This window comes from Pirellulales bacterium (assembly GCA_036267355.1).
Lineage (GTDB): Bacteria > Planctomycetota > Planctomycetia > Pirellulales > DATAWG01 > DATAWG01.
In genome coordinates this window covers 31,055-47,813 of the sequence record DATAWG010000105.1, presented here as the reverse complement: position 1 = coordinate 47,813, position 16,759 = coordinate 31,055, and the positions used below count along the sequence as shown (strand labels likewise).

The window sequence follows — 16,759 nt, the reverse complement described above, 5'->3', positions numbered from 1 at the left end:
CGACGTCCTACCGCATGGCATGCCAGCCGTCGGCATCGGCGGCGGTCAGCGGCTTTGGCGCCGCGGGGGCTTCGGCCGAAGCGGGAACGATCGGCATCAACGCGGCGGTCGTCTTTGCGATCGGCCACGGGCTCGAATAATTTATGCCCGGCCTCATCATCGGCATCGAATAGGCCGTGCGGCTGTTCGGATCGAGCGGCCGTTGCGAACCGCTCGAACTGGGTGCTGCCGGGATTCGTATGTCGGGAATCATCTTTTGTGGCGGCGAGGCCGGCGTTGCGGGCTTTTCGAACGTTTTTTGCGTGCCCGGCTGCGTGTCGTCCGGCGATGCTGGAATTCGCGGTTGAATTGTGTTGGGCGAGGCCGGCGCGGCATTTGGCGAAATCGATCCGCTGGGCGGCACGGGCCCAGGAAGCCGTGGAGCGACATCCGCCGACGATCCGCCGGCCGGAGGCGCCAAAGTCGGCGTTCCCTGCGGAATCACGCCGCCGTACGTCGGCGAACTTCCGGCCGGTGGAATCCCAGCCGGCGGTGCGCCCGGCGTTAGCGGCATCGCATAGGTGGGGCTCAACGTGTTCGCCGCGCTCGGGGCACCGGACACGGGGCAAGGCTGTGGCGAATAACTCGGCGGATATGTCGAAACGACCGGCACCGGCCCAGACGCATAAACAGGGCCCGAATCGATCGGCCCTGCAGTGGCCGCGCTCGGCAGATACGGCGTCGAAGTGATCGGAGCGGCGATCGACGAAGCGACGTAGCCCGTCGCTGGCGAAGCCATATAGCTGATCGAGGGCGCTGCACTCGCGGCGACGGGCAGCGCCGGCGCCGCAGCCACCGCCGCTCCGCAACTTGAGCAACCCGTCGGCGCAAAGCCGCCTGTCGCAGCACAGCCGCCTGTCGCACAGCCGCAACTCGCGCAGCCGCACGAACCGCAGGCGGGCGCTGGCGGATAATTGGCCGTCGCACAGCCGCAAGCCGGCGGCGGAGCGACGATCGGTGCATACACCAAGTGATACGAAGTGTAAGCCTGCAAGATCGGCTTCTGCACGTACGTGGTCACCGGCATGTACGACGCCGCGGCCCCCGCGCCGCATGCCCCACAGGCGGGCGTCGTTGCCGGCATGTAGCTCGTTACGGCCACGGGGCTATACAACGTGCGATACGAAGTCGTGGGCACATAATAATAGCCGGCCGTGATCGGGGTCGGCCGATTCCAGCCAAGCCAATCGCCGAGCCAATCGGCTCGCGCTGTATTGCAGAGGACCAGCGCCATCGCGGCGACGATCGCTGCCATTGGCGCCAACGAGCGAAGCGTTCGTGAAGCTCTCATAGAATTCCCGGTCGAGCGGGCTCCGAAAAGATCGAAGATTTTCGAGCGCGAATGGCTCCGACTCCGTTAGACCGCCGATCGAAACAAGTGTCAATCAGCGGAGAATGCCGCGCTGCGATTTGGAAAGACGTTTTATTTGTGTGGGTTGTCGCGGGTGCACAATTCGTGCCGGCGCGCGGGTCGCGGCACTGGTAGACCGCGCTTGCCAGTGCCACACCGACCATTGTCGCAAACAAACGAGCATCTCCACGCCGTGTGCCACTTGGAGTTGTGTGCCACTGGAGTTGTGTGCCACTGGCGTTGTGTGCCACTGGCCAGCGCAGTCGCCAGTGTGAGCGAAGCAAGACTCGGCGGCTCTCCGGCAAACGCCGCCGTTTGCCAATCGATTGCCAAACGACTCGCGACCGCCGTCCCGCAAGCGTCCGCGGGGCAAATTGCCGTGAAAAGATAGCTTGCAAAGCGAATCGCCGATGCCGCTGCATCCGGCGCGATCGTTTCTGCCGATTATGCAAATTTTGCCGGCAATTCTTACAATCGCCGCCTTTCCGCCGGCGCAGCCCGTTCCGCCGCTGTACCGTGGGGAATAGAATCCAGCCATGGATGAATCGCGCGAATTGCTCGAAGCGAAGGAGAACCCCTACAAATCGCCGGCGATTGGCGAAACCGGTCTCAACCGGCAGGGTGCCCGATGGTGGATTCGCAGCGGCAACTGGCCGTTGCTCGCGGCGAGCGCGGTGATGCAAATCGTGCTGTGGGACCTATATCTTTCCAGGCCGCCGCTTCCCCAATTGCAAAACGCGATTTGCTTGGCGCTGCTGGTGGGAATGGGCGTGCTGCTGGCATGGCGCGTTGCCCATCGCCTGCGCCGACAGTTGCGCCCGAAACAACCGCCGCGCGTTTGAACTGGCGTGCGCTCGCCGAACCCCCGCGCCAACCAAGGCGATCTAAGCACCGGTGGCCAGGGTCATCGCTGCTTGGCGAAGAGCGCGGCAACATCGAGTCGTGTTTCGGCAAATGCAATCGGGGCGACGAGCGAGCCGGGGCCGAACGATTGCACGTTGTGGTAACGGCCCCCGTGCGGATCGCGGTGCACCTCGACCGTGCGTTCGATGAGATTCACGATCCAATAATCGCCGATGCCCGCTGCGGCATACAGATTTGCCTTTTCACTTCGATCGAATTCGAGGCTGCTATCGGAGGGCTCGATCAGCAGCAACACGTCGGCGACGGTCGGATGGTGAGACGCATAATCCCGCGACTTGGCCCACACGACATCGGGCTCCGGCTCACTGTCTTAATCCATAAACGCGACGGGATTCTGAATGCGCACTCGATACTTGCCGCGCGGCACCGCGAAATGGCTCCAATCGTTCAGCCAGTCGATTGCCGACGCATGTTCCGAGCCGATCGGGTTCATTAGGCGCAATTCTCCCCAGATCGGTTCAATCCGCCGCCGATTCTTGCCATTGAAAACGCCGGTAGCGACGATCTTTTCATGCCCTGCGACGGAAAGTTTAGCCAATGTGCTCATGATGCGCTATTATAAGCCCGCAAATCAGCCGCGACCAACACCACGTGCGTCTGCGGCCGCCGCTCCGCGTCCTCCGCGACTCCGCGTGAGCAATTCATCCCGTTTGCTTCGCCAAATCGGCCGGATCCAACAGTAGCGGAAAGAATTGTCCCCGCAGCGGTTGGCCATTCGGTACGGGCGGCACTCCGGCCAACAATGGCTCGTCGCTCACCGATTTTACCCCGTCGCGCACCACGTTGATTACCGCAGCGCGGCGCGGACGGTCGGTGTTGTTGGCAAAGCTCCCGTGGACCAACAGGGGATGATGGAACGAACATTCGCCGCGCCGCAGCTCGATCGCCACCGGATGCTGAAACTGCTTCCACTGCTCGTCGTCGAGCACTTCGCGAATCGCTTCCATATCGCCGGCGAGCCCGGTGATCGGCAACAGCGGCCAGCGATGGCTCCCCGGCACGTAATGCAGGCAACCGTTGTCGCGCGTGCTGTCGTCGAGGCCGATCCAGCAGGTGAGATGAGCCATCGGCAGCGTGCGCGTCCAATACGAATAATCCTGATGCCAGGCGACGACGCCGCCATGCCGGGCCGGCTTGCAAAACAATTGGTCGTGCCAGAATCGCACCGCGCCGCCCAATAATTGGCTGGCCGCCATCACGAAGGCGGGAGCCCACAGCAAATCGTGAAATCCGGGCGTGATCCGCCAAGCCCCCAATGCATGAAACAAAATTCGCGACGCATCGACCGATTCGTTCGAGTGAAATTCGTAGAACAGCTCGTTGCCGGGATGATGCGGATCGAATAGCCCGGCCAGTTCCTCGCGCAATATTTCGATCTGCCGCTCGTCCAAAACGCGCACGCCTTGCAGATAGCCATGCTCGTGATAGAACCGCACCTGCTCATCGCTCAGTCGATAGGGCTCCCATTCGCGCGCCGTACGCGGCATACGAAGCAAATCTCCGATGGGCTTGCTGAACTGCGACAAATCCTGGGCAACCATAAACGGGCTCCAATGTTCCGCCAAGCGAATGCATGTAAACCGATTCGGGGCGAAGCGTGCGCGCCGGCTTCCGCGATGGCTCGCGAGGTACGACACTTTCCGGCCAAATGGACAGTGGTTCTGTCACCGACTATTATGCCACAACCGTCAGGCGGACCAATTGGGGGTAAAACTTTTTTCCGCATCGCCGCCATCCCACGTCTGTACCGCAACACAGGAACAAATCATCCATGCGACACGCGCCCAGTTCCGCCCATACAGTCCATCCGCTGGCGATCGCAACCATCGCCGTTCTCGGCCTGCTCTCTGGCAATTCCATTTCGTCCGCCGCGCCGCCGAAGACTGAGTTGCTTTGGCCCAATGGCGCTCCCGGCGCCAAAGGCGATAAGCCGGCCGACAAGCCGACGATCAATCTCTTTCCCGCACCCGCCGATAAGGCCACGGGCGCGGCGGCGGTGATCACGCCCGGCGGCGGATATGGCGGCGTGATGATGAGCTACGAGGGAAACGATGTCGCCGTGTGGCTCAATTCATTAGGCATCTCGGCGATCGTGCTCGACTACCGCCATGCCGGCCGGGGTTACCATTATCCGGCGCCGCTGGACGACGCGCAACGCGCCATCCGCACGCTGCGATCCAAGGCCGACGCATGGAAGCTCGATACGCATAAGATCGGCATCCTCGGCTTTTCCGCCGGCGGCCATCTGGCTTCGACCGCCGGCACGCATTTCGACGCCGGCCATAGCGACTCCGCCGACCCGATCCAGCGCCTCAGTTGCCGCCCCGATTTCATGGTGCTCATCTATCCGGTGATCACGCTAACCGCTCCCTCGACGCACGCTGGTTCGCTCCATAATTTGCTGGGCCCGAATCCCGATCCGAAGTTGGTCGAAAGCCTGTCGAGCGAAAAGCAGGTCACACCGCAAACGCCGCCGACTTTTCTGGTGTCGAGCTCGGAAGACACGGTCGTGCCGTCGGAGAATTCGGTGATGTTTTATCTGGCACTGCGGAAGGCAAAAGTTCCCGCGGAGCTGCACGTATTCGAAAAAGGCCAGCATGGCTTCGGCATGTCGCTGAACAACCCGGCCACGTCATGGACCCCGCTGTGCGCCAATTGGTTCCGCGTAAACGGATTGATCCATTGAGCCGGCGAGCGGCCCGCTACGGGGTTAAGTTTCTCCTTCGAATGCGGTTATTCGGCTATCGGAAAAGGTCGAGCCGTATCGCAGACGCGAAGCACATACCGGCCGGAAACCGAGAATTGCAATACTAGCCCGAAGCGTTAGCGAGGGAGCGACGCCAATGGACCGACCACTCGCCGTTCGTCCTCGCTAACGCTTCGGGTTAGTGTCCTCGCTAACGCTTCGGGCTAGTGTCCTCGCTAACGCTTCGGGTTAGGGTCCTTGCTAACGCTTCGGGTTAGTGTCCTCGCTAACGCTTCGGGTTAGTGTTCTTGCCGGCGCTCGACGGATGTCGTCGGAAACGCTTCGGCCTGATAGGTCGCGCGATTATGCCAAGTCCAATGGGGAGCCATGATGCGAGCCGTGGTGACGGGTGGGAGCGGGTTCATCGGCACGCGGCTGCTCGAGCAATTGGCGGCGGCCGGTTGGGAGCCGCCGGTTGTGTTGAGCCGCGATCCGCAACGGGTTGCGAAATCGCTCGGTCGTTTTCAAGCGGCCGTTCATCGCTGGGAACCGGTGTCGGGTCCGCCGCCGGCCCAGGCCTTTGACGGCGTGACGGCCGTCTTCCACCTGGCCGGCGAATCGGTTGCCGCCGGACGCTGGACGAAAACTCGAAAAGAGCGGATTCGCGATAGTCGTGTCACGGGTACACGCAATCTGGTGGCGGGTTTGGAACGGCTCGCGAAGCGGCCGGCCGTGCTCATTTCCGGCTCGGCGGTCGGATATTACGGTTCGCGTGGCGACGAAAGGCTTGCGGAATCCTCGCCGCCCGGGCACGATTTTTTGGCGGAAGTTTGCGTCGCTTGGGAAGAAGAGGCCAGGAGGGCGCAAGCGTTGGGGATGCGCGTCGCGCTAGGGCGCACAGGCGTCGTACTCGGCGACGGCGGGGCGCTCAAAAAAATGCTGCTGCCGTTCAAGCTCGGCCTGGGCGGACCGTTGGCCGGCGGCCGGCAATGGATGCCGTGGATTCACGTCGACGACGAGGCAGGTCTACTGCTGTTTGCAGCGCAGACCGCGAGCATCTCGGGGCCATTCAATGCCGTAGCGCCCCATCCGGTCACGAACAAGGCCCTTACGCGCGCGCTGGCGAAGCAGCTTCATCGCCCGGCATTTCTACCAGCCCCGTATTTCGGCCTGAAACTGGTTCTCGGCGAGATGGCGTCGATGCTGGTGGCATCGCAGCGAGTAGTGCCACAGGCAGCGGAAAAGGCTGGCTACAAGTTCCGCTACCCCGAACTCGATGCGGCGCTGGCCGCTATACTCAACCGATCCGCCGCGGAGCGCCGTGCGACTTAGTTTCTTACCGATGAACTTCTCCGCAACTTGCGGAGAAGTTTTGGAATTCCGCGAGTTGTGCGATGGCCCTGCCAGTGTCTTGGCGCGGGAAGCGTGCCAACTCGCAGTTCACACCGGCAGAGCCAGTGGCACAGCAGAGCGGCCTTTGGCCGCAACCAACGTAGCAGGCACACTCCGTGTGCCGTCTGCCACGCACTGTGCGCGACGCACCGCGGAGCGCCGACGGCACACGGAAAGAATGTGCGTTTTTCAGATTTTGACAAACCGCAGGCGCCGACGGTGAAAAACGACCTCGGAAAATCGCTCAGAACCGACTCCAAAGCGGTTCATGACAAAAAGGTCGTTTCAGAAAACGGACGAAACCGAAAAAATCACAGCCTCGGAGGGTGCCGTCTGCCACGCACTGTGCGCGACGCACCGCGGAGCGCCGACGGCACACGGAGTGTGCCTGCTACAATTCAGCCGTCTCGCCGCGCGTTGCAAAGATCGCGGATGCGGCTGGCTTGTTGTCCCGCTCTCTTGAGCCTAATCAATCCTTCTTCCGCACGTCGTAGCAATAGAGCGAATTGCCTTCGCGCAAGTAGAGCCGGCCGCCGACGACCACCGGATGGGCCCACGCCTGGCCATCGGTCTTCACGTGAAACGAGCCGGTTTCCTTGTAGCCGTCGGGCGATGCTTCGACCAGCGCGATCACGCCATTGTCGTATTGCACATAGAGGCGGCCATCGGCATACGTGACCGAGGCCGAACCGCGGCCGTCTCCTTCGCGAGCTCGTTTCCAGAAGATTTTGCCCGTGCTCACTTCGGCGCAGAATGGGTGCCCGCTGTCGTCGGTGTCGCCATAGGCAAAGCCGTCGACGACCAAGACGCCGCCATGCTTGTTGGTGAGCTCGCGTTTGAAGTAGACCTGTTCGACTTTCATCTGGTTGCCGCTGGCGGTGAGCTTCAAGAGCGCGCCCCCTTTGCCATAACCTGCCACGGCGAGGATTTCGTCGTTCAGAACGATGGGTGTCGGGATGTTGGCCGTGTTGGGGCCAAGCTTTTCATACTGCCAGAGCGGTTTTCCGTCGGTCGACACACCCGCCACTCCGCCATTGAGCAGTTGCACATATTGCTTGATGCCCCCGACCTCGGCGACAACGATCGACGAATATCCCGCTTCGGGCGACTTCAGCGGGACTGCGCATTTCCAGACCGTCTCGCCGGTCAGCTTGTCGAGGGCCGCCATCGTGGCTTCCTTTCCGCCCGGGGTGACGACCAAGTGGTTGCCATCGACGAGCGGAGATTCGCAATAATCCCAGACACCCTTAACGCCGCCGAGATCCTTGATCAGATCGCGATGCCAGATTCGGCTTCCGTCGCTGGTGCGCAGGCAAACCAAGTCGCCCTTTTGGCCAAGCGCATACACGCGGTCGTGGTCGACCGTGGGCGTGCAGCCGAGATTTCCGCCGCTCGCTCCGACCTCGGCCGACCAGAGAATCTTGCCACCGTCGCGGGCCAAGGCAAACATTTTTGAGACGTTGTCGGCATTTCCCAACGTATAAATGTGGTTGCCGGCGACGCTGACGCTCGAGTAGCCGTGCCCCAGCCCTTTTGCCTCCCAAACCAGCGAGGGCCCTTCGCTGGGCCACGACTTGAGCAAGCCGGTTTCGCGCGAAACATCGTCGCGATTAGGACCGCGGAATTGGGGCCAGTCGGCCGCAACCGCGATTTGTGCGATGCTCAGCAAGCCAATGATCGTTGCGAGGCGAGGCTTCATACGCGGGCAAATCCTTGTATTGATTTCGATTGAGGGAAAGATCGGACCGGGGCGGCCGCGCGAGCAAAGGAGTGATGCGCATCCACGTTTTCGACCGTTGCAGCTCCACGATACTCCATTTACGGGCCGAAAAGCGAAATCCGCTCGCGATCGTCGCTGGCCCGTGATTCTAGCGAATTGCCGCACGCCATGCCGAGCCCGATACCGCGCCAATTCGAGATTGAAACTGCGGGCTCCCGCGAAATTGCCGTTCCAGAATCTCCTGCGTGTTTTCTGGAGCGCGGCTAGTTGAGCCGCTCCCAACGCATCGGTTAGAATGTTGCCGTTTCGTCCCCCGACGCGCGTGCCGTGGGGGACGGATTGCGTGGCTGAGCATTTCTACGTCCAAGACTTTCTAATTTCGTTGTGAGGGCCAGAATCATGGGCGACACAGTTGAAGAACTTCTGGACAAGAACATCAAGGCCGCGAAAACCAAGGACATGGCTTTCGCAATCATCTTCCAGGGAAAAAATGCGGCGATCGGCGTGGGCATGGATGAAACCGCGGCGAAGAAAATCGCCAACGATTCGGCCCAAAAACAGAAGATCAGCGGCAGCGCGAAAACCGGTGTTTGCCGCTGGGACAAACTGGCCTCGCGATATCAGTTCGAAATCGCCGAAGCCAGCCCGACCATGGAAACTGCCCTGAAGCTGGGTTTCGAGCGCGATCTCAAGCGCAAAGTCGCCTTGGATTGCGTGCCGCCGACACCGGTGGTGAACGACCCGTTGCCAAAAACCCCGCCGGAGCAAGACGGCAACGGCAATGGCAACGGCAACAGCTCGAGCATCGAAGAGCAAATCAATCCGCGGATGCGGCGGAAAATGGAATTCGAACAACAGGAGTTCGACAAGCGAAATCCACCGCCGGTCAAGCCGGTGAAGTCGCCGATGGACAAAAAGCTGGAGTTCGAAAACCAACAATACATCAAACGCACCTACCCCGGCCGCGATGTCTGGGATGGCAAGATTCAAACCGTTGGGAAAATGCCGAAGGAAAAGCAGACGGCCGGTTATGAAATCGTCGCCCGCCAAGTCAACGAGACGCTGCTGAAGGTGAAAGACGAGAAAGAAATCGACGAATCGTTTCGCAACGAGCAGCAGCAAATGTTGCAGTCCGTGGCCGAGTCGATCGAGAAAGCGCGCAACCAACTATCCGGCGGCAATAATCAGCCCCCCGTCGAAGACAAAGGCAAGCAAGACGTCGAAGATCAGCAAAACACGAATACCGAGCGGCGCAAGAAAATCGAGCAGCGCCTGAAAAATATCCAGGCCGACTTACTGAAAGCCGAAAAGTCACAACCCGTGCCCGACACCACCAAGCCCCTCGCCGACATCAAATTGGCCAAAGCCAAGGTGCTCCAAGGCTTGCAGAACAACCAATACGAGTCGGCTGAAGAGGGAATGGACCAACTGGAAAAATTGGTCCCGCTCGTGATCGGCACCAGCGGTCTGACGCTCGATCGCCTCAAGGGCCAGATTCAGACGAAAAAGTCGCTCGACAATCTCGCCAACACGCTCACCGATCCGAAAGCCACCTTCCCGCCGAATCAGTCGAAGCAGATCGGCGAACAGACCGATCGCGGCGTGTTGGGAGGCGGCCATGGGAAAATGTTCAAGCCGGTGCTCAAAGCGCTGGCCGACGTCGAGAAATCCGCCGGCGACAAGGAACTCGACGCCCTCGAACTAGCCGCCAAAGCCTATTTGGCCGATTACGACGAGCGCGTGAACGAAGCGACGCAAAACGGCAACGAGCAAGATTTACAAAAGCTACAGACCGATGAAAAGACGAAAATCAAGGTCGAAACTTGCAAAACGGCCTTGGAGAAGGTGCGCGCGCTGCGGGCCCGCAAGCAACTCAAGACCGAGATGGACCAATTGCCGCAAGGCCAGTGGAGTGAAGAGCAATCGGCCCAGGCGAATCGGATCAAGGCCAAGATGATCGTCGAAGGGGGCGGCAGCAAGCCGCTGGGCGATAGCGATGGCCGAGGCGCGTCCGAGTCGTTCTTCCTTACCGATCCGGTGACCAAGGAAAAGGCGTTCATCTTCAAGCCGATCGACGGCGAGTTCGACGCCGGCGGCGGTTGGCCGAAAGGTGGCGGCGCGCCGCGCGAAGTCGTCGTCAGCAAAGTTAATGACACGTTGCGCTCGCTGACCGGGCTGGATTGTGGCGTTTCCTCGACCACATTGGTGTCGATCGATAGTCCCAACGTCGCTTCGGAGAAGAACGGCAACAGTTCGAAACGAACCGGCGCGATCCAGAATTTCGTAAAAATCGACAAGGAGCTGAACAATCGCATCAACGGGCCCGAAGTCAAACCCAAGGACTTCATCAATCAAATACCGCCGCAGGAAATCGAGAAGGTGGCCATCCTCGATTTCGCCACGCTGCAAATGGATCGGCAGCGCAACAATCTGCTCGTCGCGTCGGATGGAAATGGAAACCCAAAACTGATTCCCATCGACGCAGGCAATGCCATGCCGACCCGCAAAGCATTCGAGGGAAGCCGGCGACAATTCACCAACAATGCCCTGTTCGCCGGCGACGAGGGTCAAAAGCCGTTTTCCAAAGAAGCGCTCGACAAGATCAACGCGATCGACGAGGACGAGGTGGCCAAGGGGATCGAAAAGGCCAACGAGGAAATGAAGAAGCTCGATCCGAAGGCGGGCGAGTCGGTCGGCAAAGACACGATCGAAATGACGCGCCGCTCGATCCGCTTCCTCAAAAAAGCGGCCCCGCGGCTGACGAAAGTGCAAATCGCCGACGCCTATGCCAACGTGTTGCACAAGGTCTTCGATGCCAAGCCAAACGAAGTCGACACGGCGATCGAAAATGCCATCCTGGAAGAAATCGCCCGGACCGGCAATATCGCGGAAATCGAGAAAATTCCCAACGGACCAGATCGCTTCACCGAACTCGGCTGGCCGAAGAAAGCCTTCGACGAAATGAAGGGCGACGATCCGGCCCGCTTGTTGAAGGTATTGCAAAAGAACATGGAGTGCCCCGCCGCCGTGGCCGAGATCAAATCGCTCACGAAGGAAATCGGGCCGGAGAAGATCGGCTTCGATCCGTCGGCAATCAAATCTCTTTCCGAGCGGCTCGACAAGCTTCGCCTGCGACGGCAGACATTGGACGACGACAAACTCGTCAATGATCCGAAGCTGCAGGAAGAAATGCAAAAGCTGGGCTGGGACTTCACCGTGGATCTTGGCGGCCTGAAACGGACCAAGCTGACCGACAACAAAGACAAGGCCAAGCTCTTGCGCCGGATGCAGGCCTTCATCGAGGCCGGCGGCGACGAATTCTTGAAGACGATGGATCTCGATCCCGCGAAGATGTCGCCGGAAGAGAAAATGTACGAAAGCTTCGGCGGAAACGCCGCGACCGAGCGACTCGTCCGCGAGGGACTCAATCCCTACCTCGGCCCGAAAATCGATCCCAAAATCAAGGACCTCGAAGACGTTCGCGAATACCGAGAACTCGGCGGCGACGCGGCCTACGCACGCGCCGGCGGCGTACAAAGCGTCGAAACCAGCATTCGAAACCGTGTCGAAACCTTGAATCGCTTCCAAGAAACGCAAAGCGATCCCGAAGTCGTCAGCCAGAGTGTCGAGCCGATGTTGAAATCGCTCGGCGAATTGCTCAACACGATCGAAGACGCCAAGAAAAAGTGCGAGGAAGCCGAAACCGCCTTCGACAACAAGCGCGAACTGCTCTCCCGCTACGACGCCGAGTCGAACAAACCAATGCCGCAAGAAGCACAAACGAAGCGGCTCGAAGAGCTCAACAAGGAAGACATGGAAGTCAGCACCATCATGAAAAAATTCGGCGGCTGGAATGCTGCCATTATCAGCCCCTGGAAAACGCTCCAAGGCGAAATCAACCGCAAGTATCTGTTCACCGACAAACGCGTCCAAGAGCTCAACCACAAAGTCACCCAGTCCTACGATGCTTACGTGGCCGTGTTCGGGGCGGCCCAGGATTTGGGCCAAGACGAAGTCGACGTGATCAATCGCGCGAAAAAGAAAACGCAAGGTCAGCGCCCAACCATCGAAAATGCCATTCAAGAAGTCGGCAAGCTCCTCGAAACGATGACCGGCCAGCCCTTCGGCGCGGCCACGAAGGTCAAAATGCAACTCGAGGAATCGAAATCCATCGGACAGCTCGCCGACAACGCGGTCGGAAAAACCGACCAGTTCGCCGATGAGCAGTGGGACGACGTCGACGAATGGGATACGAAAATTCGCCAGTCGTTCGAAGTGGTCAAGGCCAACTACCGTGCCACCAAGCGCGCCAAGGCCAATGCCAACGACTATCTCAACGCCTGGGGCAACGACGAGAAGATTCAGAGCGGCGTTCAAGCCGTGCTAAAAGCCGTCGGACAGGCGGAAACCGACTATAACGAAATGGACAAGCTCGTTACCAGCACGTTGAAGACGATCGAAAACCTCCGCGCGGCAAAGAAAGTCGATATCTAAGAATCCGGATCCGGGCTGCGCCGTGTTTCGGCGGCCAGCCCCGTGGCGGATAGTCGATGCCATGCCGCCATGGTTCCGAGCCAGAAGTTTTTCACGGCGGGCGGCAACCGCCGAACGTTTTGCATTCGCTTCCGATTGGCCACGAGAAATTGCAGTTAAGCGACGAAGCTGCATAGAATGCGGGCCGCTATTCCGATCGTTCGATTCGGAACAACGGAAATCGCCCGGAGCCCGATCGATCTCGTCGGATTCGCTGCGGGGGCGATAGGGCTTCGACGGCACGGCCTCGTTCGACGGAGGGCAAGATGGCGGCCACATATGCGGCACCCCGGTATCGAATAGGCGCCTTGGTTTGCAGCGGCGCCTTTGTGCTGCTAAACCTCTTCTTTCTCGCCGGAAACGCTTTCCACGATCGGCAATCGACCATCGGCGTTTGCATCGTCGATGCGATTCTCCTGACCGCGGCAATGATGTTGTATCGCCGAAGTCGGCGATTGCGCCCCGCCAATCCCCTCGCGCAATATTATCGGGTGGATTGACCGGCCGCCGCGGCGAACTCGCTCGCCAGCGCCGAACCGCGCTACATCCGCGGCGAAAGATCCGAGAACTCTCTTAATATTGCCCTTTCCGCGTGTTCAGCGGCTGGCCATCCGCATAGCCAGGGCCGTCCGTGGGATGGAACCCGCCATCGGGATCCCAATCGAGCGCCTCGCTGCCGCTCCCCGGCTGAAAAGCTCCACAGCCAGCACATCCGCTAGCAATGATCGCACGGTTCCGTCCGTGCAGCGCAGCGGGGCGAAACCGTGCCTTTTGGATCGAAACCGTGGGAAGCCGGCGAAATTTCGTCGCCCGAAAACGAATTGCCCGACGCTCCGCAAGTGAAGCGCCGGGCGAAGTTGTGCCGGCGAGTGCGATCGAGAATGAAAACAGGCGCCGGTGGGAGTCGAACCCACGATGGCGGATTTGCAATCCTCGACCAATCATCAAAATACCCGGCGGAAACGGCGATTGCAAGTGCGAGCGCAGTGCTAATGCAGTACGGGCCGGATTTGCAACGCATCGTTGATGCCTGGCCGACACTCTCGGAATCGATCCGCCTAGCGGTTATGGCCCTCGTCGGCACCGCGGCACCGTCGCCGGCGGCTAAGGCCGCTCGCAGGCGTCGAGCCGAAGCGGAAGGGATGTGATCGATGACCGCCGCTAAACTTGTCGCTATCGGAGTGCCGAAACTTGCCGAATGGGGAAACGGACCAAGAACACAAGGCACGGAGGCCAACGCAAATGGATGCCCCCAAACGCGTCGGCACTATTCAAGTATTTTCGATCGACCATCGACAGCGACGCCGCGGCGGCCGCCCTCACCCTCGCTGCTGTCCTAGCCGAGACTCCGGCCCAGGCCAAAAACGCTTTATTGAACGACAATTTCTGCGCGAGGCGTCCTCATATCGGCCGTTTGGCTATGCGGCGTAGGCGGCGAGGTGCTTGAATCGACGTTGCCCACTTGGCTACCATAGAACAAGCGGGCAGCAATGCCCGCGATCGCCGGCCGATGCATTGCCCCGCGTCGAGCCGGCTTTTTTTGCGATTCCCGTGTCGGGTTTCTGGCGTGTTGTATCGGGTTGATGCTATCGACGCCGACAGCGTTTCGCTAGCAATCGGGCGCCGCGCCGTAATTCTCACGCGCTCTTGAGTTTGCGGCGCCCGATTGCCGATGAAACATGCGCCGCGGGGCACGATTAAATAGCTCGCTCGCTGCCCCGTGGAACTCCCACTTCGGCCCGTCGATCCGCGGGCGGCCTGACCTTGCGCAGAGCGCATGCGTCCGCGGATCGACGTGGCCATTTTCGTTTCCAACCACGGATGGATGGAGGTGCGAACATGACCGGCGACGCGACCGACGAAGCTCTGCTCGCGGCCTATGGCTCTGAAGGGTGCGAGGCGTCGTTCGCCGAATTGCATCGGCGATGGAATGCCCCGCTGCGATGCCTTCTAATTCGACGATTCGGCTTCGACGATTCGGCTTTGACGATTCGGCTTCGACGATTCGGCTTCGACGCATACACCGCGGATGAAGTCGCTCAAACGACGTGGATCACGCTGGCGAAATCCGCCGGCCGACGAATAGGTCACTTCCGCAGTTGGCTCTGTGACCTTGCCCGCAACGCGGGGGTCGAAATCCAACCACCTTCGGCGGCCAAAGGGCCCGACGCAGAAGCTTGACAGGGCGACCGCCTGATTCCTCGTGCGCCGCGGCGCCCCGGCCGCTTCTGACCTTTGGCGTGATTGCAACCCGCCACCGGGCCGGGCGCCGCGGGCGTTATTTTCCGCACTGCCGGCAAACTTGCCACTAGCCGGGAGATTTTTCGCATCTTTCGCGCTGCGAAAACTCGACGCACACGTTATCTTGTGCAACGCTTGTCGTGCTTACACCACGAAATTCTGACCGCGATTCAGCTCGCTGATTCGCGAACCGCAGGGTAAGCAACGCATCTACGCCGCACTTTCGAGAAAGGGGGCGTCGCTGCGCATTGCCCCTGCCGGCCGTCAGAAGCCTCGTGGTGGCGTGCCGGCGGCGCTCCCGCTCTTTTTCTGGGCGGCAGGTTTTGCCTGGCACGGTCTCTACACTGTGAGGGCTTCTCCTATGGCGGCCGCTGTCTATTCCGAATGGACTGACGAAGCGTTGCTCGGCGAGTATGGCAAGAATCGGTGCGATGGGGCGTTCACCGAATTGCACCGGCGGAATAACCCAAGACTTCAGCGTCTCTTGAAATGGTGGTTTCGCTTCGACGCTTACACCGTGGACGAGGTGTGCCAAACGACGTGGATCAGGATTGCAAAACTCGCTGACAAGCCGATCGATTGCTTCCGCGGGTGGCTCTGCCACATCGGCCGCTTGTCTGGCAAGAATTGGCTTCAATGCCGATCGAGGGGCCAGCGCAAAAAAGAGATTCGCAGCCAAGCCGAGTTTGCGGATGCTCGCACGCCGCTGCCTCTGGACGAACTGATCGCGCGTGAGGAAATCTCCGCCATTGGCGCCGCGTTGGCAAAGCTTGAGCCGCCCCAGCGGGCGATTCTCGAATCGTTCTACCTCGATGATATGATGGCCCGCGAGGCGTGCGGGACGCCTGACGATCGCACCGACCGGCCGCTTGAGATCGTCAAAAAAGCCAAGCGCGCATTCGTTCGGGCACTTTCGCCCGAAAAGAGAATCACCCGTGGCAAGACATCGCCGAAAAACACGCGTAGCGACTGGTTGCTCAGAAAAAAGAAGCTCGCGCGGAGCCCCGCACGATCGTATTGCGACGAGGCGTCGCGGTTCATAGAAGCCGCTCTAGGCCACGAGGAAGGCGACACCGCGCAAGCGATCGGTCGGCTCGATTATCGCTTGCAATCAGTGGCCGCGATGCACTTCATCGACGGATTGTCCGACCGCGAAATCTCGTCCCGGCTGAACATCCACAGATACACCGTCGTCAGACGATTGCAGAAGGCGAAGACGGCTCTTGGGCGCCTCGTCGATGGCACCGCACCTGAAACAATGAAGATGATCCTCGACCCCCAACTGCAATCAGTGGCCGCGATGCACTTCCGCGATGGGCTATCACTTCGCGAAATTGCACGACGGCTAGGTATAACGGCCGCGACGGCGTCCAAGCGACTGCGGAAAGCGAAGCTGGCGATGCAGTCTTCCGCAGCGACGGCGGCATGATCGGCAACTTTTTTCTGGTCTCACGGTTCGGAGGCGATGCCCAATGATTACGATTTCAAAAGTGATGCTCGACATCGATGGCGTTTGTGGCCGGCTGATAATGCACGCGCTAGAAGTAAACGCCTGCGGGGTCACTCAATTCGATGATGACAAGTGGCCGAACCCCGGCAGTTATGACATCGTGCGAGCGGCGAATGAGCTACGGGGCCCGCGAGGATTACCGCCCGTCTCCACAAGCGAATTCTGGAACGCCGTACCACGTCGCATATGGGGCACCTCGGCGCTAACGGCGGAAGCAGGGGAATTGATCCGTTGGGCGGAATGGGCAGTCGGGCGAACGAGCGTGTGCATGCTCACATCGCCTACGATTGATCCGGACTGCCTTGCAGGCAAGCTTGAATGGATTCATTCACGCCTCCCCTCGTGGTTGCGGCGGCAATATCT

General features: G+C 60.2%; 10 protein-coding genes and 1 pseudogene. 6 read left to right on the top strand and 5 right to left on the bottom strand.

All coding sequences use genetic code 11. The features are described from left to right. Positions 1–7 precede the first annotated feature (7 nt). Positions 8–1,294 carry a hypothetical protein gene (locus VHX65_16765; protein HEX4000207.1) on the bottom strand — a complete coding sequence of 429 codons (1,287 nt, stop codon included), beginning with the start codon at positions 1,292–1,294 and terminating at the stop codon, positions 8–10. A 632-nt stretch (positions 1,295–1,926) separates the two neighbouring features. Between VHX65_16765 and VHX65_16760 the strand changes: the two genes are divergently transcribed. Next, positions 1,927–2,232 (top strand): hypothetical protein, encoded by a 306-nt coding sequence (locus VHX65_16760; GenBank protein ID HEX4000206.1) that lies wholly within the window; start codon positions 1,927–1,929, stop codon positions 2,230–2,232. Positions 2,233–2,294: 62 nt separating this feature from the next. On the opposite strand, the pseudogene VHX65_16755 reads toward VHX65_16760, so the two are convergent. The 3 genes and pseudogenes from VHX65_16755 to VHX65_16745 all read right to left on the bottom strand — a co-directional run bounded on the left by VHX65_16755 (position 2,295) and on the right by VHX65_16745 (position 3,801). Continuing rightward, positions 2,295–2,612, bottom strand: a pseudogene (locus VHX65_16755) (Uma2 family endonuclease). Between the two features lie 12 nt (positions 2,613–2,624). Beyond that, positions 2,625–2,861 (bottom strand): hypothetical protein, encoded by a 237-nt coding sequence (locus tag VHX65_16750; protein HEX4000205.1) that lies wholly within the window; start codon positions 2,859–2,861, stop codon positions 2,625–2,627. A 94-nt stretch (positions 2,862–2,955) separates the two neighbouring features. Next, positions 2,956–3,801, bottom strand: a complete 846-nt coding sequence (locus tag VHX65_16745; GenBank protein ID HEX4000204.1) for a phytanoyl-CoA dioxygenase family protein — start codon at positions 3,799–3,801, stop codon at positions 2,956–2,958. A gap of 284 nt (positions 3,802–4,085) precedes the next feature. On the opposite strand from VHX65_16745, the gene VHX65_16740 reads away from it, so the two are divergent. Further along, positions 4,086–5,000, top strand: a complete 915-nt coding sequence (locus VHX65_16740) for an alpha/beta hydrolase (GenBank protein ID HEX4000203.1) — start codon at positions 4,086–4,088, stop codon at positions 4,998–5,000. Between the two features lie 390 nt (positions 5,001–5,390). Then, positions 5,391–6,332 (top strand): TIGR01777 family oxidoreductase, encoded by a 942-nt coding sequence (locus VHX65_16735; protein HEX4000202.1) that lies wholly within the window; start codon positions 5,391–5,393, stop codon positions 6,330–6,332. Positions 6,333–6,861: 529 nt separating this feature from the next. Here the strand turns inward: VHX65_16735 and VHX65_16730 are convergent. Next, positions 6,862–8,091: a PQQ-binding-like beta-propeller repeat protein gene (locus VHX65_16730; GenBank protein HEX4000201.1), complete on the bottom strand. Its 1,230-nt coding sequence runs from the start codon at positions 8,089–8,091 to the stop codon at positions 6,862–6,864. 420 nt (positions 8,092–8,511) lie between these two features. Between VHX65_16730 and VHX65_16725 the strand changes: the two genes are divergently transcribed. From VHX65_16725 to VHX65_16715, 3 genes are all read left to right on the top strand, one after another. Beyond that, positions 8,512–12,606, top strand: coding sequence for a hypothetical protein (locus VHX65_16725; GenBank protein ID HEX4000200.1), 4,095 nt, complete (start codon positions 8,512–8,514; stop codon positions 12,604–12,606). Positions 12,607–14,484: 1,878 nt separating this feature from the next. Next, complete coding sequence (locus VHX65_16720) at positions 14,485–14,826, top strand: hypothetical protein (GenBank protein HEX4000199.1); 342 nt, start codon at positions 14,485–14,487, stop codon at positions 14,824–14,826. Between the two features lie 421 nt (positions 14,827–15,247). Then, the gene (locus VHX65_16715; protein HEX4000198.1) at positions 15,248–16,315 is read left to right on the top strand and encodes a sigma factor-like helix-turn-helix DNA-binding protein; all 1,068 of its coding nucleotides are present in this window, start codon (positions 15,248–15,250) and stop codon (positions 16,313–16,315) included. Positions 16,316–16,759 lie beyond the last annotated feature (444 nt).

Excerpts from the sequence above, each read along its gene's own strand:
- VHX65_16765 (HEX4000207.1), bottom strand. The coding sequence starts at position 1,294 with ATGGCAGCGATCGTCGCCGCGATGGCGCTGGTCCTCTGCAATACAGCG.
- VHX65_16760 (HEX4000206.1), top strand. The coding sequence starts at position 1,927 with ATGGATGAATCGCGCGAATTGCTCGAAGCGAAGGAGAACCCCTACAAA.
- VHX65_16750 (HEX4000205.1), bottom strand. The coding sequence starts at position 2,861 with ATGAGCACATTGGCTAAACTTTCCGTCGCAGGGCATGAAAAGATCGTC.
- VHX65_16745 (HEX4000204.1), bottom strand. The coding sequence starts at position 3,801 with ATGCCGCGTACGGCGCGCGAATGGGAGCCCTATCGACTGAGCGATGAG.
- VHX65_16740 (HEX4000203.1), top strand. The coding sequence starts at position 4,086 with ATGCGACACGCGCCCAGTTCCGCCCATACAGTCCATCCGCTGGCGATC.
- VHX65_16735 (HEX4000202.1), top strand. The coding sequence starts at position 5,391 with ATGCGAGCCGTGGTGACGGGTGGGAGCGGGTTCATCGGCACGCGGCTG.
- VHX65_16730 (HEX4000201.1), bottom strand. The coding sequence starts at position 8,091 with ATGAAGCCTCGCCTCGCAACGATCATTGGCTTGCTGAGCATCGCACAA.
- VHX65_16725 (HEX4000200.1), top strand. The coding sequence starts at position 8,512 with ATGGGCGACACAGTTGAAGAACTTCTGGACAAGAACATCAAGGCCGCG.
- VHX65_16720 (HEX4000199.1), top strand. The coding sequence starts at position 14,485 with ATGACCGGCGACGCGACCGACGAAGCTCTGCTCGCGGCCTATGGCTCT.
- VHX65_16715 (HEX4000198.1), top strand. The coding sequence starts at position 15,248 with ATGGCGGCCGCTGTCTATTCCGAATGGACTGACGAAGCGTTGCTCGGC.